We start from the raw sequence: 23,580 nt of genomic DNA, 5'->3' as shown, positions 1-23,580 counted from the left end.
ATGACCGACTACTCGCACTACGAGACCGGCGCGCCCGTCGTCGACACCAAGGCCCCCGAGGGCCCCGTCGCCGAACGCTGGGACACCCGCCGCTTCCAGGCCAGGCTGGTCAACCCGGCCAACCGCCGCAAGCACACCGTCATCGTCGTCGGCACCGGCCTGGCCGGCGGCTCGGCCGGCGCGACGCTGGCCGAACAGGGCTACCACGTCGTCCAGTTCTGCTTCCAGGACTCGCCCCGCCGCGCCCACTCGGTCGCCGCCCAGGGCGGCATCAACGCGGCGAAGAACTACCGCAACGACGGCGACTCGATCCACCGGCTCTTCTACGACACCGTCAAGGGCGGCGACTTCCGGGCCCGCGAGTCCAATGTCCACCGGCTCGCCCAGATCTCCGTCGAGATCATCGACCAGTGCGTCGCCCAGGGCGTGCCCTTCGCCCGCGAGTACGGCGGCCTCCTCGACAACCGCTCCTTCGGCGGCGTCCAGGTCTCCCGCACCTTCTACGCCCGGGGCCAGACCGGACAGCAGCTCCTGCTCGGCGCCTACCAGGCGCTGTCCCGGCAGATCGCCGCGGGCAACGTCGAACTGCACGCCCGTACCGAGATGCTCGACCTGATCGTCGTCGACGGCAAGGCCCGCGGGATCGTCGCCCGCGACCTCGTCACCGGGAAGATCGACACCTACTTCGCCGACGCGGTCGTCCTGGCCAGCGGCGGCTACGGCAACGTCTTCTACCTGTCGACGAACGCCATGAACTCCAACGCCACCGCCGTCTGGCGCGCCCACCGCCGCGGCGCCTACTTCGCCAACCCCTGCTTCACTCAGATCCACCCCACCTGCATCCCGCGCACCGGCGACCACCAGTCCAAGCTGACGCTGATGAGCGAGTCGCTGCGCAACGACGGCCGGATCTGGGTCCCGAAGGCCAAGGGCGACGACCGTCCCGCCAACGAGATCCCCGAGGACGAGCGCGACTACTACCTGGAGCGCATCTACCCCGCCTTCGGCAACCTCGTCCCCAGGGACATCGCCTCCCGCGCCGCGAAGAACGTCTGCGACGAGGGGCGCGGCGTCGGCCCCGGCGGCCAGGGCGTCTACCTGGACTTCGCCGAGGCCATCCAGCGGATGGGCCGGGACAAGGTCGAGGAGAAGTACGGCAACCTCTTCGACATGTACGCACGGATCACGGCGGAGAACCCGTACGAGACCCCGATGCGGATCTACCCCGCCGTGCACTACACGATGGGCGGCCTCTGGGTCGACTACGACCTCCAGACCACCATCCCCGGCCTCTTCGCCATCGGCGAGGCCAACTTCTCCGACCACGGTGCCAACCGGCTCGGCGCGTCCGCGCTGATGCAGGGCCTCGCCGACGGCTACTTCGTCCTCCCGTCGACGATCAACGACTACCTGGCCCGCAATCCGCACCATGAGGCGGTCGACGCCTCGCACCCCGCGGTCGAGGAGGCCGTCGCCGACACCGAGGACCGGCTCAACCTGCTGCTCTCCGTCGACGGCGACCGCACCCCCGACTCCTTCCACCGCGAGATCGGTGAACTCATGTGGGAGTACTGCGGAATGGCCCGCACCGAGGACGGGCTGCGCACCGCGCTCGAACGCATCCCGCAGATCCGCGAGGAGTTCTGGCGCCGCATCAAGGTCCCCGGCATCGGCGAGGAGTTCAACCAGTCGCTGGAGAAGGCCAACCGCATCGTCGACTACCTGGAGCTCGCCGAGCTCATGTGCCTCGACGCACTGCACCGCGCCGAATCCTGCGGAGGCCACTTCCGCGAGGAGTCGCAGACCCCGGACGGCGAAGCCGCCCGCCGGGACGAGGAGTTCTCCTATGCCGCCGCCTGGGAGTTCTCCGGCACCGGCGAGGCCCCCGTCCTGCACAAGGAAGACCTCGTCTTCGAGTACGTCCACCCCACTCAGCGGAGCTACGCATGAAGCTCACCCTGCGCGTCTGGCGCCAGAAGAACGCCGACGCACCCGGCGCCATGTCCACCTACGAGGTGGACGGCATCTCGCAGGACATGTCGTTCCTGGAGATGCTCGACACCCTCAACGAGGAACTGATCCTCGCCGGCGACGACCCCGTCGCCTTCGACCACGACTGCCGCGAGGGCATCTGCGGCGCGTGCAGTCTCGTCATCAACGGCGATGCGCACGGCCCCGAGCGCACCACCACGTGCCAGCTCCACATGCGGTCCTTCGAGGACGGCGACACGATCGACATCGAACCGTGGCGCGCCTCCGCCTTCCCGGTCGTCAAGGACCTGGTCGTGGACCGCTCGGCCTTCGACCGGATCATCCAGGCGGGCGGATACATCTCCGCCCCGACCGGCACCGCCCCCGAGGCGCACGCCACCCCGGTGCCCAAGCCGGACGCGGACTTCGCCTTCGAGCACGCCGAGTGCATCGGCTGCGGCGCCTGCGTCGCGGCCTGCCCCAACGGCTCGGCGATGCTCTTCACCTCGGCGAAGATCAACCACCTCAACGTGCTGCCGCAGGGCGCCCCGGAGCGCGAGACCCGGGTCCTGGACATGGTCGGCCAGATGGACAGCGAGGGCTTCGGCGGCTGCACCCTCACCGGGGAGTGCGCCACCGCCTGCCCCAAGGGCATCCCGCTGCCGTCGATCTCGGCCATGAACAGGGAGTGGCTGCGGGCGACCCGTAAGGTCCGCCGCTGAGCGAAGCGCGAGTTCCTGGTCCCGGAGGCCGCCCGCCTCCCGGACCGGGAAGTCTCATCCGCTCCGGCGGATCAGGACGTCACGGAGATGTCGTCGCCGTAGACCGTGCCCTGTCCGTACCAGCCGTGCAGATAGACGGTCACCGTGCCGGACGAACCGGTGGTGAACGTCACCGACTGCTTCGCGTAGCCGCTCGACGAACCCCAGGTGCTCGCCGTCGCGTCGCCGCGCACCCCGAGGTATCCGTAGCTGCCCTGCACCCAACCGCTCAGCGTGTACTTGGTGTTGGGGGACAGGGTGAGGGTCTGCGCACACTCACCGGTCTGCGACGCGGTGGCCGCCGCGGCGAGCGCGTGCGAACCGCCGTGCACCGGTGTGGAGACGACCGCGCCACCGGACTCGCACGTCCAGGGGCTCAGCGAACCCGACTCGAAGTCACCGTTCACCAGGGCGCCGGTGCCGCCGCCCGGGCCCGACACCGTCAGGGTGAAGGCGGCCGCGTGGCTGAGCGTGCCCGAGGCACCGGTCACCTCGATTTGGTACGTGCCCGGTGCCGCGGACGCCGACGCGGCGAGCGTCAGCTTCGCCGTGCCGCCCGCGGTGACCGAGGTGGGGCTGAGCGTCGCCGTCACACCGGCGGGCGCCCCGCTCGTCGTCAGCGCGACGGTCTTCGCGCTGCCGGAGGTGACCGCGGTGTTCACGGTCGCCGTCGTGGAGCCACCGGGGGCGACCGTCGCCGAACCGGGAGCCACCGTCACCGAGTAGTCGTCCGTCACCGGACCCCCGCCGCCCGTGAACGGCGCGAAGGTGTGGCTGAAGTACCACGTGTCCTGTGCGATGCCGGAACAGGTGTCGCTCCCGCCGGTCCCGGGGCAGCCGCCGTTGTCGCGCTGGAGCGCCCAGAACGACAGGGTGCTCAGGCCCTTGGCGACGGCCCAGTTGTAGACCGAGGTGGCGTCGGCCGTGGTGAACGTCTCGGCCGGGCCGTAGTCGTCGATGCCCGGCATCTCGATGACGCCGGTCATGGACCACAGCTGGGCGTCGGTCTTCGACGGGTACAGATCGGCCAGCTGGTCCTTGAGGCCCGTGATCGCCGTCTTGGTGTCCTCGGCCATGTTGTGCGTGGCGCCGTCGTAGTAGTCGAAGGTCATGAGGTTCACCACATCGACCTTGGCGCCGTTGGACACGGCGTTCTCCAGCACCGCGAGACCGCTGTCGGCCAGACCGCTCGTGGTGGTGGGCAGGGTGTACGAGATCTGCACCGAGCGCCCGTTGGCGGCGGCCCAGTCCTGGACCTTCTTGATCGCCTTGTTGCGGCGGTCGATCCCGGCGCTGTTCTCCAGGGAGTTGTCCTCGATGTCCATGTCGAGGCGGGACACGTCGTACGTCGTGATGACCTTCTCGTAGGCCGCCGCGATGGAGTCGACGCTGGTACAGCTGTCGGCGATCTCGGTGCCGCCGTTGTCGGCGGTGTATCCGCCGAACGACGGGATCACGTCGCCGCCGCGCGACCGCATGGTGGTGAAGTCGGCGCCGAACTCGGACTGGGCGATGGGTGTGCTCGAATCACCGTTCCAGTAAGGGGTGCAGGAACCGCGGGCCTCCGTCTGGATGAAGGCCATGGTCAGGTACTTGGCACCGGACGCCTGCGAGAGCGCGGCCGGGCTGTCGCCGTTCCACGCCTCGAAGTACGGGGCGAAGACGTGCGCGGGCAGGGGGGTGGCGGCGGTCTCTGCGGCCTGTGCGCCGGCGCCGGATCCGAGGATCAGACCTGCGGACGCGACGGCGGTGGCCAAGGCGCTCAGGACGGCGCCGACTGTTCTTGGACGTCTCATGGGACAGCTCCCAGCGGGGTGAGGCAACGGGCGGATCGCGCGGCTCGGCCGCGCCCGGGGAGGGGCGCGGCCCGTTCCTGTGATTCCCGGCCGGGGTCACGTGCCGCACGGCGTGGAGCGGCCGTGAGGCATGCCCATAATTGGTCTGGACCAGCTAACTGTCAACGTTCTTTACTGTTTCATTCCCCATTGCTTGCCTGGGTCGACAACTGACGTGGCAAATAGGGGAGTTGGTGACGAATGGGCAGTCAGTCGAGACGGAGCGCAGTCCGGAGGTACGGAGCCGTACGGCTCTCCGGGGACCGGGCCACGTCCATCGGCGTCCCCGCCGCCACGATCCTGCCTCCCCGGTCGCCGCCGCCGGGGCCCAGATCGATCACCCGGTCGGCAGCCGCGACCACCGCCATGTCGTGCTCCACGACCACCACCGTGTCGCCCGCGTCGACGAGACCGTGCAACTGCCGCATCAGCACCTCGACATCGGAGGGGTGCAGTCCCGTCGTCGGCTCGTCCAGCAGGTACAGGGTGTGGCCCCGGCGGGTCCGCTGGAGCTCGGTGGCGAGCTTGATGCGCTGGGCCTCGCCGCCGGACAGCTCCGTCGCGGGCTGACCGAGCCGCAGATAGCCGAGCCCGACGTCGAGCAGGGTCCGCAGACTGCGCTCGGCGGCCGGCGTACCCGCGAAGAACCCGGCCGCCGACTCCACCGTCAGGTCCAGAACCTGAGCGATGTCCAGACCGCGCAGGGTGACCTCCAAGGTCTGCGGGTTGTACCGCGCCCCGTGGCAGTCCGGGCAGGGCGCGTACGTACTGGGCAGGAAGAGCAGCTCCACGGAGACGAAACCCTCGCCCTGGCAGGTCTCGCACCGCCCGCCCGCCACGTTGAAGGAGAACCGCCCGGCCCGGTAGCCGCGCTCCCGCGCCGTCTCCGTCGCGGCGAACAGCTTCCGCACGACGTCGAAGAGCCCGGTGTACGTGGCCAGATTGGACCGGGGGGTACGGCCGATCGGCCGCTGGTCGACCTGTACGAGACGGTCCACCGCCTCCAGCCCCTGCGCCGAGGCGCACCAGGGCGCGGGGCGCTCCGCGGCCGGTTCCGCGGCGCCGGCCTGCCGGTCGGCGAGCGCACCGGCCAGGACCTGGCCGACCAGCGTCGACTTCCCCGACCCCGAGACTCCGGTGACGGCCGTGAAGACGCCGAGCGGGAACTCGGCGTCCACGCCCCGGACATTGTGCCGGTCGACCCCGTTCAGCCTCAGCAGGCCCGACGGCGTACGCACCTTCCGCTGCGGTGCGGGCCCGTCGTCGAAGAGGAAGCGCCGGGTGGCCGACTCCGCCACCTCCGCGAGCCCGGCCGGTGGCCCGCTGTGCAGCACCCGGCCCCCGTGCTCACCGGCCAGCGGCCCCACGTCGACCAGCCAGTCGGCCCGGCGCACCACATCCATCTGGTGCTCCACGACGAAGACCGAGTTCCCGGCCTCCTTCAGCCGGCCCAGCACCCCGAGCAGCGACTCGGTGTCCGCCGGATGGAGGCCGGCCGACGGCTCGTCCAGCACGTAGACGACCCCGAAGAGCCCCGAGCGCAACTGGGTGGCGAGGCGCAGCCGTTGGAGCTCGCCGGAGGACAGGGTCGGGGCGGTGCGGTCGAGGCTGAGATAGCCGAGGCCGAGCTCGGTGACCGTCTCGATCCGGGCGAGCAGATCCGCCGTCAGCACCCGGGCCGTCTCGCTGCCGCCCGCCGCGCGCAGCAGCTCGGCGAGCGAGGTCAGCGGCAGCGCGGCCAGCTCCGCGATCGTACGGCCGGCGAAGGTGACGGCCATCGCCTGGGGGCGCAGCCGGCTGCCGCCGCAGGCCGGACACGGGGCACTGGCCAGGAACCGCTCCGCCTTCGCCCGCAACGTGCGGCTCTTGGAGTCCGCGAAGGTGTGCATCACATAGCGGCGGGCACTCATGTACGTGCCCTGGTAGGGGCGTTGGATGCGCCCCGCCTCCCGTACCGGATGGACCGTCACCACCGGCTGCTCGTCGGTGAACAGGATCCACTCCCGCTCCTCGGTGCCCAGCTCGCCCCACGGCCGGTCGATGTCGTACCCCAGCGCGTCCAGCACATCGCGCAGGTTCTTGCCCTGCCACGCCCCCGGCCAGGCAGCGATCGCACCGTCCCGGATCGACAGCGAGGGGTCGGGGACCAGCAGCTCCTCGGTGGTGCGGTGGATCAGGCCGAGCCCGTGGCACTGCGGGCACGCCCCGGCGGCGGTGTTCGGCGAGAAGGCGTCGGAGTCGAGCCGCTCGGCACCGGCCGGGTAGTCCCCGGCCCGTGAGAACAGCATGCGCAGGAAGTTGGAGAGCGTGGTGACCGTGCCGACGGACGAACGGGCGCCGGGCACCGAGCGGCGCTGCTCCAGGGAGACCGCGGGCGGCAGTCCGGTGACCTCGCCGACCGCGGGCGCGCCGACCTGATGGATCAGCCGGCGCGCGTACGGAGCGACCGACTCGAAGTAACGGCGCTGGGCCTCGGCGTAGATCGTCCCGAACGCGAGGGAGGACTTCCCGGAGCCGGAGACACCGGTGAAGACGGTGAGGGTGTCGCGCGGGATGTCGACCGAGACGTCCTGGAGGTTGTGCTCACGGGCGCCGCGCACCCGGACGTACGGATCGTGGGGGGTGGACATGTGCGCGGGCACTCCGTACGGATCGGGGCAGGGCCGACCCCCTGGGGCCTGTCCGGCGGATCAGGGTCGGACAGGCCCCAGGGGCAAACAGTCTGATTCTAGACATCGAGGGGCGGCCCGTGACTCCGGTGCCCCTGTCGGGCCGGCCCTGCGGATCGGTGAGGAAGCCCTGGCCCTACCGGGAGGGACGCAGTGCGCGCTTGATGGGCCTTCCCACGACGCTGCGGGCGCGCTGGTACGTGGACCGCTGGGCGGGCAGCGAGGCGTTCTTCTGGACCTTGCGCTTGAGCCGGGTGTTCTCGGCGGTGAGTTCGGTCAGCTGGGTCTGGAGCCAGTTCAGTCGCGCCGCCATCGTGGCGGGGTCGGAGCCGACCCAGGGGCGGACGCCGGGCGGGAAGGACAGCCCGCTCATCCGCTTCTCGAAGGCTGCGCCGCCGTCGCCGTGGGTGAAGGTGTTCTCCAGGCCGTTCTTGTCGAGGAAGTTCATGAACCGGTCGAACCGCTCCTGGTGGCCGCGCATCAGCGGCCCGAAGTCCGCCGAGGCGTGGAGGTCGGCGGGGTCGAGGTCGGCCGGGACCTTGGACAGCATCCGGTGCGGGATGTCGAAGTAGCGGCACAGCTCCAGCGTCCGGGAGTCGCCGCAGAGGACCGTGGCCGGCGTTCCGGCCAGCAGCGCCGCGATGTTGCCGTGGATCCGGGACCCGAAGGAGAAATCGAAGCCCCTCAGGTCGTCCATCCAGGTGACCGGGTCGATGTAGACCCGGACCTTGCCCTCCTCGAACATGGGGTGGTCGGGGTGGGTGGGGATGCCGGTCACCGCGGCGTTCGGGTGGGACAGGTCGCGCCAGTGCAGCTGACGGGCGTCGGAGAGGTTCTGGCCGATGAACCGCAGGTGCGGGTAGCGCGCGTGGGCGCGGTCGATGATCTGCCCGAGCTTGTGCTTGCGCACCGCGTCGTGCGATCCGTTGACGGCGACGCGGGACTCGGGTCCGAGCGCCCGTCCGTCCTCCCGGATGGTGAGCCTGCTGCCGTTGAGGAACATCGAGGGGCAGCCGATGACATCGACGTCGCGGAATCCCATGTCCCGCAGATACCGCTCGGTGAACTCGCCGCGCACACCGATGGAGGCGCTGTGGTCGAGTACGGCGGAGACGAACGCGTAGACCGTGGACTGCATCGGCTTCAGCCGGTCCGCGGAGTAGTTGACGCCGGTCTGGGCGCCGACGCCGGGGACCACTACGGGGATCTTCAGCTTCGAGATGAGCTGGGTGAGCCGCTCCAGCTGCCGTTCGAAGGAGGGCCGGAAGGCGTTGGCGAGCGGGATGACGAAGACGTCGTACTCGCTGTTGATCCGGTCGGCGTCGGCGACCTGGGTGGTGATCCCGTTCGACACCACCTGCGAACGCGGCGTCTCAAGGATCTTGTGTGCGGCATCGCTGAAGATCAGGTTGCCCGAGTTGGTGGCGAACACGTCCTCATGGAGAGCGCGCTCGACAGGTACTACGTCGTACGGGCTCTTCCCTGATCGCAGGAGTATTCGCTTCACATCGTTAACGTTGGATGCCACAAAACTGAATATAGCTTTACAAACGCTGGTGCATCCATGCGGATCCTGTACAACCTTTTGCGATCCGTGCGGAACGTGAGGAGCTGATCACCCATCCGTGCGCGCGAGCGGGTGCGCGCGGTGAACGACGAGTGCCGGGCGCGGCGCCCATGGGCTTGCCCGTGCGGCCCTCTTGAGCCTCCGGCGGTGCCGACCGTACGCTGCGTCGTGCGCGCAGGCATGCCTGCCGGGGAGGAGGTGGAAGCGCCGTCATGGCCGACTCGCTGTCCGAGGACGACATTCTCGAAGCGGTCGCCCGGCACATCGGCCGCCCGGGGCAGGGGCCGCAGTTGCGGCGGACCGGCGCCGACATCACCCGGCTTCCGATGCTCGACCTGAGCATCGTCCGCTCCGTGGAGACCCGTAGCACGCACCCGGAGTCCAGACCCGGCAAGTGCGACATATCCGGACGGGAGACGTACGAAGGGGAGCTCGGCGACCATCCGGTCGAACCGCCGAAGGATCCGGCCCGGTCGCGGAAGGTGGAGCTCGTGCTCCACGGTTCCGTACGGACGGTGGCCTGCGGCTGCGACGAAGGACGGCAGCCCTGTTCGCGCTGCCGGGCCAAGGGGAAACTGCGCTGCGAGACCGGACCGTTGTGCCCGGCCTGCAAGGGTGTGGAGCCGTGCACCTGGTGCGACGGCACGGGCGAACGCCGCAAGGACCGGGCGCCGGCCGGATCGTCGCGGGAACGGGGCGCGGCCGGACGGACCACCTGCCTGAAGTGCCGCAAGCCCCGCACCGCCTGCCCGCAATGTCAGGGGTGGGGCACCAAGAAGTGCCCGAAGTGCGACGACACCGGATTCCGGGACTGCCCGGTCTGCGAGGGCGAGAGGTCGACGGAACACACCCCGTGCGACGGAACGGGCCTGGTCACCCTGTGGACGGGCGGCTCGGTCGGGCACGCGCCACAGCGGAACACGGTGAAACTGCCGGACCCGGCACCGCCGCTGCGGGTCCGCCAGCAGGCCGGACGCGCCGGTGCGTGGCAGCGGGCCACGCTGACCTCGGCCGGCGAGCCGATACCCGAGGCGCTGGACCCCGCCCACGTCGAGGCCGTCGAATCGGCACTCGCGCCCCGGCCGGACGAGGTGGCCAGACGGGCCGAGATCGGGTGGCTGCAACTGGTGGCGGTCACGATCCCGGACGATCCCGACCACGTCTTCCATGTCTTTCCCGGACCCGACGGTCCGCAGGTGCTTCCGGTCTGGTCGAGACGCAGGTCGCTGAGGGTGGCCGCGGTGGTGGCCGGGGTCGTCGTCGTACTGCTGCTGGTGGCCGCGCTGGTCTGATTTGCTGGGGGTGTGAGAAGCGACCATCGGCCCCTGGCCGTATTCGACTTGGACGGCACGCTCGCGGACAGCGGCCACCGGCAGCACTACCTGGAGGGGCGCCGGCGCGACTGGGACGGCTTCTTCGCCGCGGCCGTCGACGACCCGCCGCTCGCCGAAGGCGTACGGCTGGCACTCGACAGCGCCGGGAGCTGCGAGGTCAGGTACCTCACCGGCCGGCCCGAGAGGTGCCGCCGGGACACCGTTGCCTGGCTGGCGGAACAGGGACTGCCCGAGGGGCGCGTGTACATGCGCCGCGACGGCGACCGCAGGCCGGCCCGGCACACCAAGCTGGAAATCCTGAAGCGGCTGGGCCGGGAGCGTGAGATCCGGATGCTGGTCGATGACGACGAACTCGTCTGTGACGCGGCCGAGCAGGCCGGTTTCACCGTGGTACGGGCCCGCTGGGCGAAGGCGTCGGCCGCTCTGCGGGACGCGCAGGAGCGAGAGGGCCGTACCTGAACCCGGCGGCGTGCGACCGGACGGACGCGGCCGCGGTCCGGTCGCGCCGCGGCGGCGGTGCGGGGTGGCGGGTGTCAGCTCGTCTCGTCGAGCCGGAAGCCCACTTTCAAGCCAACCTGGTAGTGCTCCACCCGGCCGTCCTTGATCTCGCCACGCACTTGAGTGATCTCGAACCAGTCGAGATTGTGCAACGTTTCAGAAGCTCTTGCGACGCCTCTGCGGATGGCGTCGTCCACGCCCTCGTGCGAGGTTCCGACGATTTCGGTGACCCGGTAGGTGTGATTTGACATCTTATGTCTCCTCTCGTCCTTACTACGGTGCCCCAACCGGCCCGAGTCCGCGAGAGATCGAAGTGGAGAATGCGCTGTGAACGGCGCTTGACCAAATCAATGGTCCATACCAAAATCCAGCCACGCCCGTGCGAGCGCCGCCCGCAGTCCCCCACACCGGGTCCTGAATTAAGCCGTGCCGTTTCGCAGAAGGTGAACCTGGTGAAGAACCGCATACTCGTCGGAGCCGTCGCGCTCGTCTCCACTTTTGCCCTGGGGGGATGTGGCCTGCTCTCCGGATCGGAGGCGTCCGGCAGCAAGAAGGTCACGATCTGGCTGATGAAGGACAGCGTCTCCGCCGATTTCCTGAAGCGGTTCACCAAGGCGTACAAGGACGAGCACCCGTCCGTCGAGCTGGAGTTCAAGTTCCAGAGCTGGAGCGGAATCGGCCCGAAGGTCACCGGCGCACTCAAGGGCGAGGACACCCCGGACGTCATCGAGGTCGGCAACACTCAGGTCGCCCAGTACGCGGAGAGCGGCGGCCTGCGCGATCTCACCCTGGAGTCCGTACGTGACCTCGGCAGCGAGGACTGGCTGCCCGGCCTCGCCGACCCCGGCAGCATCGGCGGCATGCAGTACGGCATTCCCTGGTACGCGGCCAACCGAGTGGTGATCTACAACAAGGAACTCTTCGAGCAGGCAGGCATAAAGAACCCGCCGAAGACCCGGGACGAGTGGATCGCGGACAGCCGGCAGCTGAACCGGAACGGAAATCAGGGGATCTACCTCGCGGGCCAGAACTGGTATGTCCTCGCCGGATTCATCTGGGACGAGGGCGGCGAACTCGCCGAGGAGAAGGGCGGCCAGTGGGAAGGCGCCCTGGACAGTCCCGCCGCGCTGCGGGGCATGAGCTTCTACAAGGAACTCCAGGCGCTCGGTGACGGACCGAAGGACGCCGACGAGGAAAAGCCCCCGCAGGCCGACGTGTTCGCCGAGGGGAATGTCGCACAGATCATCTCGGTGCCCGGCACCGTCGCGCAGATCGAGAAGAAGAATCCCGAACTCAAGGGAAAACTCGGCTACTTCCCGATCCCGGGCAAGACCGCGAATGAGCCCGGCTCCGTCTTCACCGGCGGGTCCGACCTGATCGTCCCGGACAAGGCGGACCAGCGCGCCGAGGGCATCGAAGTGGTCAAGGCGCTGGCGGGCCGGAAGTGGCAGGAAGAACTCGCCAGAACGATGAGCTACGTGCCCAACAAGCCCGACCTCGCCCGCGTCATCCTGGGCCAGGAAGGCACCGCGGCGATGGCCCGCGGCGCCACGAAGGGCCGGGCGACCCCCAACTCGCCGCAGTGGGCGGACGTGGAGGCCGACAACCCGATCAAGCCGTACATGACGGCGGTGCTGGAGGGCGGAGACCCGCAGCGTGCGGCGAGGACCGCCTCGGCGAAGATCACCTCCAAGCTCACCGCGAACTGACCCGCACGACACACCCGGCCGCCCCCGGGATTCAGCCTTCGCACATTTCGGCTCTCCCGAGCGGTCATGTCGAATCCAGCCGGTCACGGAAGAAGTAAGGGGCCGGGCCTTCGCATCCAGTGCGGCGGCCCGGCGGCCGCCCTTGCCGATCCGTCCCCGGAGACCGTCATGAACGCGCTGCCCGTCACCTCCCTCCCCACCGCGCCCGTCGTTCCCGCGCAGCCCGTCGCCCCCGCCCCGCCGCGCTACCGGGTGTCCCTCGCCGCCGACCAGGACGAGGTCCGCGCCGCCCAACGGCTGCGCCACCTGGTCTTCGCCGGTGAGCTGGGCGCCAGGCTCGACGGACCCGAACCCGGCCTGGACAGCGACGCGTTCGACGCGTACTGCGACCACCTGCTGGTCCGGGAGGAGACCACCGGCGACGTCGTCGCCACCTACCGCGTGCTGCCGCCCGACCGGGCCCGGATCGCCGGACGCCTCTACGCGGAGAGCGAGTTCGACCTCGGCCGGCTCGGCCCGATCCGCGACGACCTGGTCGAGGTCGGACGCTCCTGCGTCCACCCGGCCCACCGCGACGGCGCCGTCATAGCACTGATCTGGGCCGGACTCGCCCGCTACATGGAACGCACCGGCCACAACTGGCTGGCCGGCTGCTGCTCCATCCCTCTCGCCGACGGAGGCACCGCGGCGGCCGGCGCGTGGGAGACCGTACGGACGAAGCACCTGGCACCCGAGGACCACTGGGTCACCCCGCACCGCCTCTGGCAGCCCACCACGGCCGCCCAGGCGGTCCCGCCCACCGGGCTCGCCACGCTGCCCCCGCTGCTCCGGGGCTATCTGCGCCTCGGTGCCTGGGTGTGCGGGGCGCCCGCCCACGATCCCGACTTCAACGTCGCCGACCTGTACGTACTGCTGTCGCTGCGCCGCACCGACCCCCGCTACCTGCGCCACTTCCTCGCCCTCGCCCCGCTGCGATGAACCCCTGGCTGCCCACCGCCCCCTGCACCCCGGGCGCCTGCGCCGGTCACGACGGCCGCGTGCGGTGCCGCCCGGCCGCCGCGGCCCTGCTGCTCGCCGGATGCCTGTGCATCATGGCCGGGGCGCTGGGCGCCCCGTTCGTGGCACTGCTCGGCGCGGCACGACGGGAACGGCTGATCCGGCGCTGGGCGTACGGTGTCGTGCGTGCCTTCGGGGTGCGGGTAAGAATCGTCGGTGCCCCTGTGGAACCCGCCGGGGCCCTCGGCACGACGGGCACGCTCGTCGTCGCGAACCACATCTCATGGCTGGACATCCCGCTCGTCGCCGCCGTGTTCCCCGGCCGGATGCTCGCCAAGAGCGAGATCCGCGGCTGGCCGCTGCTCGGCCCGCTCGCCGCACTCGGCGGCACGCTCTTCGTCGAGCGCGACCGTCTGCGCGCCCTGCCCACGACCGTGCGCACCATCGGGGCGGCGCTGCGCGGCGGTTCGCGTGTGGTCGTCTTCCCGGAAGGCACCACCTGGTGCGGGCGCGGCCCCGGAGGCCGGTTCGCACCCGCCGCCTTCCAGGCCGCGATCGACGCGGACGCCGAGGTCCGGCCGGTACGCATCGCCTACCGCGCCACGCCGCCCCGGCGCACCGGGACAGGCCGGACGGGGCACAACGAACCGGTGGAACACAACGCCCCGACGGAACATGACACCCCGTCGGAACGCAACGCCCCGACGGAACACAACGAACCGGCCGGTGCAGCCGCGTTCGTCGGCGACGATCCGCTCGTCGCCTCGTTGTGGCGGGTGGTGACGGCGGCCGGCCTGACCGCCGAGATCCGCGTACTGCCGCTGATCCCGGCAGCCGGCCGGCCGGACCGCCGTGACCTGGCCCGCCGCGCTCAGACCGCCGTCGCCAACGAGAGCGCGAACCGGCCGCCGGAATCCGTCCACCACTGATCCAGCCGCAGCCCGGCCGCGTCCAGTTCCGCCCGGACACCCTCCTTGCGGAACTTGGCCGACACCTCCGTACGCAACTCCTCGCCGGCCTCGAAGGGCACCACCAGATCCAGCTCCGGGATCTTCACGGTGTGCGCCCGACGGGCCCGCAGCCGCATCTCGATCCACTCGTGCCCCGGGTCCCAGAACGCCACGTGATCGAAACCGGCGGGGTCGAAGTCCGCCCCCAGTTCCCGGTTCACGACCCGCAACACGTTCCTGTTGAACTCCGCGGTCACCCCCGCCGCATCGTCGTACGCGGCGACCAGCACCTTTTCCTCCTTCACCAGGTCAGTGCCGAGCAGCAGCGCGTCGCCGGGGGAGAGCAGCGACCGTACGGACTTCAGGAACACGGCGCGCTCGGCAGGCAGCAGATTGCCGACCGTGCCGCCCAGGAACGCGATCAGTCTGGGACCCGGGGTGCCCGGCAGCGCCAGACCGCCGGTGAAATCGGCGATCAGGGCGTGCACGGACAGCTCGGGCCGCTGCGCGAGCAGCGACTCGGCCGCCCCGCGCAGCGCGCTCTCGCTCACATCGACCGGCACGTAACTGTGCAGCGCGGGCAGCGCGTCCAGCAGATGCCGGGTCTTCTCGGACGAGCCGGACCCCAGCTCGATCAAGGTCCGTGCCCCGGAGGCCCGCGCGATCTCGTCGGCGCGGTCGATCAGGATCTCCCGCTCGGCGCGGGTCGGATAGTACTCGGGCAGCCGGGTGATCTCCTCGAACAGTTCACTGCCGTGCGCGTCGTAGAACCACTTGGGCGGCAGTGTCTTCGGGTGCCGGGTCAGACCGTGCAGCACGTCGGCGCGCAGCGCCGCGTCCGTCGCGTCCACCGGCAGGGTGCGGGTCAGCAGAAAGGGACTCACTCGGTGGGCTCCTTGAGCGGGGTCAGCAGTACGTCGGCGCGGGTGGCCGTCAGCAATGTGCGGTCGGGGACCGTGCGCCAGCGCGGATCGTCGTCGTACGGCTCGGAGGCCACGACCGTGCGCAGGCCCGGCCCGGTGAGATACGACAGGGTGTCGCCCCAGGCCGTCGCCACGATCGTCGTGCCGTCGGTGAGCAGCAGGTTCAGCCGGGACTCCGGTGCCGCGGCGGCCACGTCGAGCACGGTGTCGGAGACGGCCTGCGGCAGTTCGTCGCCGTCGGCCAGACGGCGCCGCACAAGGGCCCAGACGAGGGCCGAGTCGCAGCGCGCGGTGAGGGTGAGCAGTTCGGCCGGCGGCAGCGTCGCGGCGAGCGGGGCCACGGAGTGCGGCCAGCCCTTCACCGCACCGTTGTGGCTGAACAGCAGCGGCCCGGCGGCGAACGGCGCGGCCGCCGCCTCGCCGTCGGCGCCCGCCTCGGTGGCGTCACGGACGGCGGCGAGCAGCGCCGTGCTGCGCACCACCCTGGCCAGGTCGGCGAAGGTCTCGTCGCCCCAGACCGGGCCCCGGCGCCGGTAGCGCCCGGGCACCGGATCGCCGTCCGCGTACCAGCCCACGCCGAAGCCGTCCGCGTTGACGGTCCCGTAGCGCTGGTGTCTCGGTTCCCAGGACTGGCGCACGAGCGAGTGCGGCGGCCGCGTCAGCAGCTCACCGAGGGGCACGAGCGGTCCCAGGTATGCGATGTGACGACACATCAGGCATCCCTCGCGGTACGGAAACCGGAGAAGATCTGCCGGCGCACCGGCAGGTCCCAGTTGCGGAAAGTCCCCCGGCACGCCACCGGGTCCACGGCGAACGAACCGCCGCGCAGCACTTTGTGGGCCGGCCCGAAGAACACCTCGGAGTACTCGCGGTACGGGTACGGGGAGAAACCGGGGTAGGCGAGGAAGTCGCTCGACGTCCACTCCCACACATCGCCGATCAACTGCCGTGCACCATGAGGCGACCGGCCATGCGGGTATGCCCCGGCCGGTGCGGGCCGCAGATGGCGCTGACCCAGGTTCGCCAGCTCGGGGGACGGGTCCTCGTCGCCCCAGGGATAGCGCCGCGAACGCCCGGACGCCGGGTCGTGGCGCGCCGCCTTCTCCCACTCGGCCTCCGTGGGCAGCCGGCGCCCGGCCCAGCGGGCGTACGCGTCGGCCTCGTACCAGCTGACATGAAGCACCGGTTCATTGCCGGGCACCGCCTCGGTGACCCCGAAACGACGGCGCAGCCACTGACCGGCGTCCCGGTGCCAGAAGAGGGGAGCGGCCAGTTCGTGCTCACGGACCATCGCCCACCCCTCGGGCGCCCACCAGCGCCGCTCCGTGTAGCCGCCGTCCTCGATGAACGCCTGGTACGCACCGCAGGTGACCGGGGTCGTGTCGATGAAGAAGCCCGGTATGTCGCGCACGTGCGCCGGGCGTTCGTTGTCCAGGGCCCAGGGCTCGGTGGACGTCCCCATGGTGAACGGGCCTCCGGGGACCAGGACTTCGGCCGGAAGGCCCGCCGCTTCCGTGGGGGAAGGTGGCACGGGTGCGGTCAGTACGGCCGGACCCGACCGGAGCTGGTGGGTGATCAGCATCGTCTCGTCGTGCTGCTGTTCGTGCTGGGCGATCATCCCGAAGGCGAACCCGGACCGCACCAGTGGGCGGGCACCGTCCAGTGCGGTGCCGTCGAGGACGTCGAGAGCCCGGCCGCGTACCTCCGCGGCGTACGAGCGCGCCTCGGCCGGGGCCAGCAGCGGCAGCGAGGGGCGGGTCGCCCGGGGATGCTCGAAGGCGTCGTACAGCCCGTCGATCTCCGGGCGCATCGCCTCCCGCCCGGCCACCGCGCGCAGCAGCCACAGCTCCTCCTGATTGCCGATGTGCGCGAGGTCCCAGACCAGCGGGGACATCAACGGCGAGTGCTGGGCGGTCAACTCGGTGTCGTCCACACTGTCGGTGAGCAGTGCGGTGCGTTCCCGGGCGGTGAGCAGCGCGGCAAGAGCGCGCTGCCGGAGCGCCTCGGGGTCCGCCCCCTGGGGCGCGGATCCGGTGGGCGTGGCGGAATCGTTCATGAGCGGGACCCCTCCCAGGGGCGGCCCGGACCGCCGGGCGAGCCCGGCGCGAGCAGTTCGGGAAGATCGTCGGCGGGACATCGGCCCCGGGCGACGAAACGTTCGTTGAAGTCGGCCACGGCGTCCTGCACGGCCTTCGTGGCCCCCATCCGGGGCAGCGCCTCCAGCGCGGCCCCGAAGCAGGTGACCGCCGCGGCCCGCAGTTCGGGATCGGCCAGGCCGTCGCGGGCCGCGCCGACCCAGAGCGGATTGCGCGGCGCCGGCTCCGCCCCGGCCGTCTCGGCCAGCGGTTTCACGGTGCGGTACACGGTCTCGGCGGCCTCCGCGTCGTCGAACAGGGCAGTGGTGACGGCGAGCGGCACCAGCCACCCGTCCGCACCGTGCTGTGCGTCGATCATGCGTAGCTCCAGGTGACCGCGCGGGCGCACGGGCGGGAAGAGCGTGCTGATGTGGTAGTCGAGATCGGCGCGCACCGGTGGTCTGGGTGCGCCGGTCCGGATCCACTCGCGGAACGACAGCCCCTCCGGCACGGGCCAGGGGCCCCCGTCGCTGCGGATGCACATCACCGGGTTGTCCAGCACATGCGCCGCCCACGCGTCGCGCGGTGGCAGCAGGCCGCGCGGCGCCAGGGGCCGCCAGGGATCGAGGTCGGCCCAGAGCGACTGCCGGGTGGACCGCCAGGCCGTCGGACGGCCGAGCCGGAAGGACGAGTTCGCGAACGCCGCCACCAGGACGGCGCCCAGCAGATGGGACAGCTGCCAGCGCCGCCCGTAGCCCAGCGGACCGGGCTCCTCCTCCCCGGCGTCCAGACACACCTGGACGGACGCGGTGGTGCACATCATGGCGCGACCGGCCGGTCCCGACCGGTCGAACGCGACCTCCATGGCGTCGTAGCGGGGCTCGTGCAGCAGACGGCGCGGCGGGTGCCACGGGTCGACGCCGAGACCCACCGGCACGAGGTCCACCCGGTCCAGGGCGTCACGTACGGCGGTGAGATCGGCGGCGGTGGCATCGATACACGCCATCAGGGAATCGGCGGGGCGCGAGCTGAGCTCCAGCTGGCCGCCGGGCTCGAAGGTGAGGGCCGCGCTCAGGGGCAGTGCCCGGAGGATGTCGGCGGCTGCTTCGAGGCGGTGGTGCGGGACCGGGACGCGGGGTTGATCCCGGTCGTGGATGAGCCATTCGAGTTCCACGCCGACCCTTCGGGGCGGTCCCGTCTTGAAGCAGATGCAGCGCAGTAAATCCTCCGCCTCACCCTCGCCGAGGGGCGGGGAATGGCCGGGCGGACCGTGGTCCCCGGGGGTGTCGGACGACATGCCGGGCCTCCTTCTGTCGGTGCCTCCCCACCACCCAAACCCCTGTGGATGGATCGCACAAGGGCGCCCTTCGGATCGGAAATCCGGTTGCGTCCGTACCGCCGGAGCGCCGAACATGCCCCGTATGCACCACACGGGGGAGTACCGATGAGCGCACGACTGCGCGGCATCGCGCGTGAGACCGAGGCCATCGTCGAGGCGGGCCGCTACCGCGCGCCGGACGGGCGCGAGGTGAGTATCGAACGGGCCCTGACCACCGCACTCTCGGGAACCAGGCTGTACGGCCCCGAGCCGGTTCCGGTCGCGGCACTCGACTCCGACCGCACCACGGCCGTCGAGGTCACCGACGAGAGCAGCCTCCGGGCGGCGCGCCGGATGACCGGCGAGGGCCCCGGCAAGGTCGCCGTCCTGAACTACGCCTCCGCCCGCAATCCCGGCGGCGGATATCTCAACGGCGCACAGGCCCAGGAGGAGGCGCTGTGCCGGGGCTCCGCCCTGTACGCCACCTTGCTGCGTGCCCCGGAGTACTACGCCCACCACCGCGCCGAAAGCAGCGCCTTCTACACCGACCGGGTGATTCACTCACCGGGCGTGCCGGTGTTCCGCGACGACCGCGGACGGCTGCTCGACACCCCGTACACCGCCGGCTTCCTCACCTCCCCGGCGCCCAACGCCGGAGTCATCCGCAGCCGCACCCCCGAGGAGGCCCACCGCATCCCCGCCGCGCTCGCGTCCCGGGCGGAGCGGGTGCTGGAGGTCGCGGCGGTGCGCGGGTACCGCAGGCTGGTGCTGGGCGCCTGGGGCTGCGGGGTGTTCCGCAACGATCCGGCGCAGGTGGCGGGGGCGTTCCGGGCGCTGCTCCTGGACGGCGGCAGATTCGCCGGGCACTTCGAGCAGATCGTCTTCGGCATCCTCGACCGCAGCCCCGAATCAGCCACCCGGTCCGCCTTCAGCCGGACGTTCGACCAGGGCCTTCCGGGGCCCTACTGCCAGCCGTAGAGCTCCCGCAGCCGACCCGCGACCAGTTCGAACCTGTTCCGGTCCAGCGCACACGCCTCACGCCGCATCCCGTCCTCGTGCACCCGCAGGACCCGGTCCAGATCGACCCACGAAGGACGGCCGGAGCTGTCCCAGGGACCGGCCCCGAGCGCCACCCACTCGCGGTCCCGGTCGTGCTGCTTGCTGGAGAGCTGCACGGCGAGCAGTGTGCCCGCCGCCTCGCGGGCCACCACCAGGACCGGGCGGTCCTTGCCGCGCCCGTCCATCTCCTCGAACGGCACCCACGTCCAGACGATCTCGCCGGGGTCGGGGTCGCCGTCCCGGTCGGGGGCGTACGAGGTGCGGACCGGCCCCACGTCGCGCGGGTCGGCCTCCGAGGTGGCGGTCGCGCCGGTGCGGCCGGGGAAGTCAGCCGAGGTGTCGATGCTGTCGTCACGGTGCTGGATGGTCATCCCCACACCGTAGGACCTGTACGGCCGATTCCGTGGAGCGGGGCCGGTGCGCGCCCGGACCGGGAACGCACCGGCGACCGCCGCCCGGACCGGTCAGGCGGGCGAGCCGCCCTCCTGATCATCCGTCACCGCGATCCGCTGCTTCCGCGGCGAGGGCGGGGCGGCCGGAGCCGCCCCGTTCGTCTGCGGGTCCGGCCGCGCCGGGTCGTTCTGGCCCATCGTGGCCAGCAACTGCCGGGCGAGCCCCAGGCCAGTGCCGCCCATCGTCAGCGCCTTCGCGAACATGTCCGACATGCCGTCGGCCCCGTTCAGCAGCACCATGTGGTCGACACTGCCGAAGGCACCCGCGCCCGCCTGGACGATCTCGGGCCACTTCTCGGCCAACTGCTGGGCGACGACAGCCTCCTGGTTCTCTGCCAGGGCCGCAGCCCTGGCCTTGATCGCCTCCGCCTCGGCAAGGCCCTTGGCGCGGGCCGCCTCCGCCTCCGCCAGCCCCTTGGCCTGAGCCGCGGCGGCCTCCGCCTCACCCGTGGCCCTGGTCGCCGTCGCGGACGCCGCGCCGCGCGCCTTCGTGGCCTCGGCCTCCGCGAGCGCCGCCGTCTTGACGCGATTGGCCTCCGCGACCGCGGCGAGCTCCGTCTCCCGCGCCTTCGCCTCGGCGGCCGAGATCCGGGCGTCGCGCTCGCCCTCGGCCAGGGTGCGCTTCTCGTACGCCGCGGCGTCCGCAGGCTTTCGGACATCGGCCTGGAGCTGCTGCTCGCGCCGCTGGGCCTCCAGTTCGGCGACCCGGGTCTCCTGGACCACCACCTCCTGCCGGGCCGCCGCGTCGGCGAGCGGGCCCGCCTGGCGGGAGCTGGCCGCCGCCTTGTCGCGCTCGGCCTGGTAGCCGGCCTGCAGGATCTCGCTGTCCCGGGTCGCCTCCGACATCCGGGCGGCGGCCTGCTGCTCCGCCTCGGTGGCCAGCCGGTTGGCCTCGGCCTGCGCGATGCGGGCGTCCCGCTGAACGGCCGCCGCATGCGGCATCGCCAGGTTCTTGATGTAGCCCGTCGGGTCCTCGATCTCATGGATCTGGAGCGAATCGACGATGAGCCCGAGCTTCTCCATCTCGGTCCCGCACGCGGCCCGGGTCTGCCCGGTGAGTTTCTCCCGGTCCCGGATCATGTCCTCGACCGTCAACCCGCCCACGATGGAACGCAGATGACCGGCGAAGACGTTGTGGACCCGCTCCGACATCAGCTTCTGCTGATCGAGGAAGCGCCGGGCCGCGTTGGCGATCGACACGAAGTCGTCGCCCACCTTGAAGATGACGACGCCCCGCACCCGCAGCGGAATCCCCTGATGCGTGACGCAATCGACGGAGAGCTCGGTCTCGTTGAGATCCAGGGACATCTTCCGCACGGCCTGGACCCCGGGCAGGACGAGGGTGCCGTGACCGGTGACGATCCGGAACCCCATGCCCTGTCCCAGGCCCTCGGTCTTGTGCTTGGAACCCGAGATGACCAGTGCTTCGTTCGGTTCGGCCACCCGCCACATCAGCTTGAACAGGCCGAACAACACCATGATGGCGGCGAGTACGAGACCCGCCGTGACGCCGATGACCATCGGCATGCGCCCCCTTATCGCGGCACCCCGCCGGCACCGCTGAACACGGGGGAGTCTTCTCCTGCTCGCGACGGTGCAGAAGACGCGTGCGGATCCTTGCCGAATCCTTGACGAAGAAATCCGTCAAGAACCCCCCGCTCGGGCCTCAACTCCCGTACGCGGGAGCCACATAGACCGTGCGCGGCGGCAGGTGCTCGACCACCGTCACCACCGTGCCCACCTCGATGTGCTCCTGCCCGGAGGCCGGATGCGCGAGAAAGTGCTCGGCGCCGCCCCGGATCTGTACCATCACCTCGCCGACCAGTCCCGGCCCCACCGTCCCGGTCACCCGGCCGAGCAGCCCCACCATCGAGGAATCATCCATGCCCCGGAGCGTACCCACGCACGGCGGGTCTGGAAGACTGCCGGACGCCATGAGCCAGTTACCGAACCAGCCCACCCAGCGCCCCGTCCCCACCAGCGCCGATGTCGCACGGCTCGCCGGGGTCTCCCGGGCCACCGTCTCGTACGTGCTGAACAACAGCTCCACCGTACGGATCAGCGAATCCACCCGCCGCAGGGTCAGGGAAGCGGCCACCGAACTGGGTTACGTACCGCACGCGGCGGCACGGAGCCTGCGCGCCGGACACACCCGCATGGTGCTCCTGCCCACCGTGGCCTTCCCGACCGGTCCGCTGCACCAACGGTTCTTCCACGACCTGGAATCGGGGCTGCGCCGCCTCGACTACACCGTCGTCCAGTACGGCAGCACCGGCCTGGACCCCGACGACGCCCCCCGCGCCTGGGCCGAACTCCGCCCCGTCGCAGTGATCGCCCCCGGCACGATCCCCCTCGGCCCGCAGGGGATATCGGTGCTCAGGCGATCCGGGGCCAAGGCCGTGATCACCCTCGGTCCCCGGCCGGTGCCCGGCGCCCACGCACTGGTGATGGACCAGCGGGAGGTGGGCAGCTGCGCGGTCGGCCATCTGCTGGAACGCGGCCGGCGCCGCATCGGCGTGGTCATGCCCGAGGAGAGCGGCCTCGCCCTGTTCGCCGAGCCCCGGCTGACCGGGGCCCGGCAGGCCGCGCAGCTCCATGGGGCGCGGGCCGAACCACTGCCGCTGCGGTACGACGAGGAGTCGGCCGCCCGGCTCGCCGCCCGCTGGCGCACCCTGGACCTCGACGCCGTGTTCGCCTACAACGACGAATACGCGATGCTCCTGATGCGGGCCCTTCAGGACGCGGGCATCGACGTGCCCCGCGAGGCCGCCGTGATCGGTGCCGACGACCTGATGCTGGGCAGGCTGCTGCGGCCCCGGCTCAGCACCGTACGGATGGAGCTGGCCACGGCCCAGCCACTGGCGGACCTCGTCGACAGGCTGGTACGGAACCCCGGCGGCGCACCCGAGCACCACGACCTGCTGCGGGTCAGGGCGGTCGGGCGCGAGTCGGCCTGAGGCGCCGGGGGCGGGGCCGGGCGCGGCGGCCGGACCGCACCGCGCCCCAGCGCGGCAACGTGCGCCCCACCCGCCGCATGCCTAGCGTCATGACCATGAGCCATCCGCAGAGTTACGAGATCCTGCTGGTCCCGCGATTCGCCGAGGAGACCACCACCGGCGCGGCGGAATCCGGCGCCACCGAATCCGAGGCCGCCGGGCCCGAGGCCACTGCGCCTGAAGCTGCCGGGTCCGAGGCCGCCGGGTCCGAGGCCGAGGCAGAGGTCACCGAGCCCGGCGGGGCCGTCCGCTCGGCGGTCGTGTCGGCGACCGGTGAGACGGGCGCGTCGGGTTACCCCCGGTATTCAGGCGAGGGCGTCGTCGCCGACATCGACCCCGAGACACACGCGGTCGAGGCGCTGCTCGTCGACGGCGCCGAGCTGTCCTTCGGCCTCTCGGCCCGGGTCAAGGAGACGGACGCCGGGACCGGCTCCGACCGCTGAGGCAGCGCCCCCGGCCCCGGCCGG

21 protein-coding genes are annotated in these 23,580 nt (G+C 71.2%); 10 read left to right on the top strand and 11 right to left on the bottom strand.

Translation table 11 applies throughout. From position 1 onward, the window contains the following. Positions 1-1,950 (top strand): fumarate reductase/succinate dehydrogenase flavoprotein subunit, encoded by a 1,950-nt coding sequence (locus OG842_RS03960; RefSeq protein WP_266727464.1) that lies wholly within the window; start codon positions 1-3, stop codon positions 1,948-1,950. Further along, a complete protein-coding gene (locus OG842_RS03955; RefSeq protein WP_266727462.1) occupies positions 1,947-2,693 on the top strand; it encodes a succinate dehydrogenase/fumarate reductase iron-sulfur subunit in 747 nt (248 codons plus the stop codon). The genes OG842_RS03960 and OG842_RS03955 overlap by 4 nt, the downstream gene beginning before the upstream one ends. Before the next feature lie 71 nt (positions 2,694-2,764). On the opposite strand, the gene OG842_RS03950 is transcribed toward OG842_RS03955, so the two are convergent. From OG842_RS03950 to OG842_RS03940, 3 genes are all read right to left on the bottom strand, one after another. Next, on the bottom strand, positions 2,765-4,528 hold the full coding sequence (locus tag OG842_RS03950) for a glycosyl hydrolase family 18 protein (protein WP_266727460.1): 1,764 nt from the start codon (positions 4,526-4,528) through the stop codon (positions 2,765-2,767). Between the two features lie 248 nt (positions 4,529-4,776). Next, positions 4,777-7,197, bottom strand: a complete 2,421-nt coding sequence (gene uvrA, locus OG842_RS03945; RefSeq protein ID WP_266727458.1) for an excinuclease ABC subunit UvrA — start codon at positions 7,195-7,197, stop codon at positions 4,777-4,779. A 175-nt stretch (positions 7,198-7,372) separates the two neighbouring features. Beyond that, positions 7,373-8,764: a polysaccharide pyruvyl transferase family protein gene (locus OG842_RS03940; protein ID WP_266727457.1), complete on the bottom strand. Its 1,392-nt coding sequence runs from the start codon at positions 8,762-8,764 to the stop codon at positions 7,373-7,375. Positions 8,765-9,015: 251 nt separating this feature from the next. Between OG842_RS03940 and OG842_RS03935 the strand changes: the two genes are divergently transcribed. Further along, positions 9,016-10,095, top strand: a complete 1,080-nt coding sequence (locus OG842_RS03935; protein WP_266727455.1) for a hypothetical protein — start codon at positions 9,016-9,018, stop codon at positions 10,093-10,095. Between the two features lie 12 nt (positions 10,096-10,107). Continuing rightward, positions 10,108-10,596 carry a phosphatase domain-containing protein gene (locus tag OG842_RS03930; protein ID WP_266727453.1) on the top strand — a complete coding sequence of 163 codons (489 nt, stop codon included), beginning with the start codon at positions 10,108-10,110 and terminating at the stop codon, positions 10,594-10,596. Positions 10,597-10,670: 74 nt separating this feature from the next. Here the strand turns inward: OG842_RS03930 and OG842_RS03925 are convergent, their stop codons facing one another. Beyond that, positions 10,671-10,886, bottom strand: coding sequence for a dodecin (locus OG842_RS03925; protein WP_093546549.1), 216 nt, complete (start codon positions 10,884-10,886; stop codon positions 10,671-10,673). A 201-nt stretch (positions 10,887-11,087) separates the two neighbouring features. On the opposite strand from OG842_RS03925, the gene OG842_RS03920 reads away from it, so the two are divergent. The 3 genes from OG842_RS03920 to OG842_RS03910 all read left to right on the top strand — a co-directional run bounded on the left by OG842_RS03920 (position 11,088) and on the right by OG842_RS03910 (position 14,269). Next, positions 11,088-12,344 (top strand): extracellular solute-binding protein, encoded by a 1,257-nt coding sequence (locus OG842_RS03920; RefSeq protein ID WP_266727452.1) that lies wholly within the window; start codon positions 11,088-11,090, stop codon positions 12,342-12,344. A 168-nt stretch (positions 12,345-12,512) separates the two neighbouring features. Beyond that, positions 12,513-13,322, top strand: a complete 810-nt coding sequence (locus OG842_RS03915) for a GNAT family N-acetyltransferase (protein ID WP_266727450.1) — start codon at positions 12,513-12,515, stop codon at positions 13,320-13,322. Then, positions 13,319-14,269, top strand: a complete 951-nt coding sequence (locus tag OG842_RS03910) for a lysophospholipid acyltransferase family protein (protein ID WP_266727448.1) — start codon at positions 13,319-13,321, stop codon at positions 14,267-14,269. Before OG842_RS03915 ends, OG842_RS03910 begins: the two co-directional genes overlap by 4 nt. Here the strand turns inward: OG842_RS03910 and egtD are convergent. The 4 genes from egtD to egtA are packed head-to-tail and all read right to left on the bottom strand — an operon-like array spanning position 14,212 to position 18,585. After that, positions 14,212-15,174, bottom strand: a complete 963-nt coding sequence (gene egtD / locus OG842_RS03905) for an L-histidine N(alpha)-methyltransferase (protein ID WP_266727446.1) — start codon at positions 15,172-15,174, stop codon at positions 14,212-14,214. The two genes, OG842_RS03910 and egtD, sit on opposite strands and share 58 nt — an antisense overlap. Then, positions 15,171-15,926: an ergothioneine biosynthesis protein EgtC gene (gene egtC / locus OG842_RS03900; RefSeq protein ID WP_266727445.1), complete on the bottom strand. Its 756-nt coding sequence runs from the start codon at positions 15,924-15,926 to the stop codon at positions 15,171-15,173. The genes egtD and egtC overlap by 4 nt, the downstream gene beginning before the upstream one ends. Continuing rightward, positions 15,926-17,269 carry an ergothioneine biosynthesis protein EgtB gene (egtB, locus tag OG842_RS03895; RefSeq protein WP_266727443.1) on the bottom strand — a complete coding sequence of 448 codons (1,344 nt, stop codon included), beginning with the start codon at positions 17,267-17,269 and terminating at the stop codon, positions 15,926-15,928. Before egtB ends, egtC begins: the two co-directional genes overlap by 1 nt. Beyond that, positions 17,266-18,585 (bottom strand): ergothioneine biosynthesis glutamate--cysteine ligase EgtA, encoded by a 1,320-nt coding sequence (gene egtA / locus OG842_RS03890; protein WP_266727441.1) that lies wholly within the window; start codon positions 18,583-18,585, stop codon positions 17,266-17,268. The genes egtB and egtA overlap by 4 nt, the downstream gene beginning before the upstream one ends. 147 nt (positions 18,586-18,732) lie before the next feature. On the opposite strand from egtA, the gene OG842_RS03885 reads away from it, so the two are divergent. Then, positions 18,733-19,584 carry a TIGR02452 family protein gene (locus OG842_RS03885; RefSeq protein ID WP_266727439.1) on the top strand — a complete coding sequence of 284 codons (852 nt, stop codon included), beginning with the start codon at positions 18,733-18,735 and terminating at the stop codon, positions 19,582-19,584. Here OG842_RS03885 and OG842_RS03880 read toward each other — a convergent pair. From OG842_RS03880 to OG842_RS03870, 3 genes are all read right to left on the bottom strand, one after another. Next, positions 19,569-20,036 (bottom strand): type II toxin-antitoxin system PemK/MazF family toxin, encoded by a 468-nt coding sequence (locus OG842_RS03880; protein WP_266727437.1) that lies wholly within the window; start codon positions 20,034-20,036, stop codon positions 19,569-19,571. The genes OG842_RS03885 and OG842_RS03880 overlap by 16 nt on opposite strands. A 93-nt stretch (positions 20,037-20,129) precedes the next feature. Next, complete coding sequence (locus tag OG842_RS03875; protein WP_266727435.1) at positions 20,130-21,644, bottom strand: flotillin family protein; 1,515 nt, start codon at positions 21,642-21,644, stop codon at positions 20,130-20,132. A 139-nt stretch (positions 21,645-21,783) separates the two neighbouring features. Further along, positions 21,784-22,002 (bottom strand): hypothetical protein, encoded by a 219-nt coding sequence (locus OG842_RS03870; RefSeq protein WP_266727433.1) that lies wholly within the window; start codon positions 22,000-22,002, stop codon positions 21,784-21,786. 49 nt (positions 22,003-22,051) lie between these two features. Here OG842_RS03870 and OG842_RS03865 point away from each other — a divergent pair, with 49 nt between their 5' ends. After that, positions 22,052-23,074 (top strand): LacI family DNA-binding transcriptional regulator, encoded by a 1,023-nt coding sequence (locus OG842_RS03865; protein WP_266727431.1) that lies wholly within the window; start codon positions 22,052-22,054, stop codon positions 23,072-23,074. A 95-nt stretch (positions 23,075-23,169) separates the two neighbouring features. Continuing rightward, positions 23,170-23,556 (top strand): hypothetical protein, encoded by a 387-nt coding sequence (locus tag OG842_RS03860; RefSeq protein ID WP_323185699.1) that lies wholly within the window; start codon positions 23,170-23,172, stop codon positions 23,554-23,556. Positions 23,557-23,580 lie beyond the last annotated feature (24 nt).

The organism is Streptomyces sp. NBC_00376, assembly GCF_036077095.1.
Classification (GTDB): domain Bacteria; phylum Actinomycetota; class Actinomycetes; order Streptomycetales; family Streptomycetaceae; genus Streptomyces.
This window is presented reverse-complemented; position numbering and strand designations above follow the sequence as displayed.

Bases quoted from the DNA above. Each gene is read 5' to 3' on its own strand.
- egtC (WP_266727445.1), bottom strand. From the start codon at position 15,926: ATGTGTCGTCACATCGCATACCTGGGACCGCTCGTGCCCCTCGGTGAG.
- OG842_RS03860 (WP_323185699.1), top strand. From the start codon at position 23,170: ATGAGCCATCCGCAGAGTTACGAGATCCTGCTGGTCCCGCGATTCGCC.
- OG842_RS03935 (WP_266727455.1), top strand. From the start codon at position 9,016: ATGGCCGACTCGCTGTCCGAGGACGACATTCTCGAAGCGGTCGCCCGG.
- OG842_RS03870 (WP_266727433.1), bottom strand. From the start codon at position 22,002: ATGGATGATTCCTCGATGGTGGGGCTGCTCGGCCGGGTGACCGGGACG.
- OG842_RS03875 (WP_266727435.1), bottom strand. From the start codon at position 21,644: ATGCCGATGGTCATCGGCGTCACGGCGGGTCTCGTACTCGCCGCCATC.
- egtB (WP_266727443.1), bottom strand. From the start codon at position 17,269: ATGAACGATTCCGCCACGCCCACCGGATCCGCGCCCCAGGGGGCGGAC.
- uvrA (WP_266727458.1), bottom strand. From the start codon at position 7,197: ATGTCCACCCCCCACGATCCGTACGTCCGGGTGCGCGGCGCCCGTGAG.
- egtA (WP_266727441.1), bottom strand. From the start codon at position 18,585: ATGTCGTCCGACACCCCCGGGGACCACGGTCCGCCCGGCCATTCCCCG.
- OG842_RS03910 (WP_266727448.1), top strand. From the start codon at position 13,319: ATGAACCCCTGGCTGCCCACCGCCCCCTGCACCCCGGGCGCCTGCGCC.
- OG842_RS03915 (WP_266727450.1), top strand. From the start codon at position 12,513: ATGAACGCGCTGCCCGTCACCTCCCTCCCCACCGCGCCCGTCGTTCCC.
- OG842_RS03880 (WP_266727437.1), bottom strand. From the start codon at position 20,036: ATGACCATCCAGCACCGTGACGACAGCATCGACACCTCGGCTGACTTC.
- OG842_RS03955 (WP_266727462.1), top strand. From the start codon at position 1,947: ATGAAGCTCACCCTGCGCGTCTGGCGCCAGAAGAACGCCGACGCACCC.
- OG842_RS03950 (WP_266727460.1), bottom strand. From the start codon at position 4,528: ATGAGACGTCCAAGAACAGTCGGCGCCGTCCTGAGCGCCTTGGCCACC.
- OG842_RS03885 (WP_266727439.1), top strand. From the start codon at position 18,733: ATGAGCGCACGACTGCGCGGCATCGCGCGTGAGACCGAGGCCATCGTC.
- OG842_RS03925 (WP_093546549.1), bottom strand. From the start codon at position 10,886: ATGTCAAATCACACCTACCGGGTCACCGAAATCGTCGGAACCTCGCAC.
- OG842_RS03960 (WP_266727464.1), top strand. From the start codon at position 1: ATGACCGACTACTCGCACTACGAGACCGGCGCGCCCGTCGTCGACACC.
- OG842_RS03865 (WP_266727431.1), top strand. From the start codon at position 22,052: ATGAGCCAGTTACCGAACCAGCCCACCCAGCGCCCCGTCCCCACCAGC.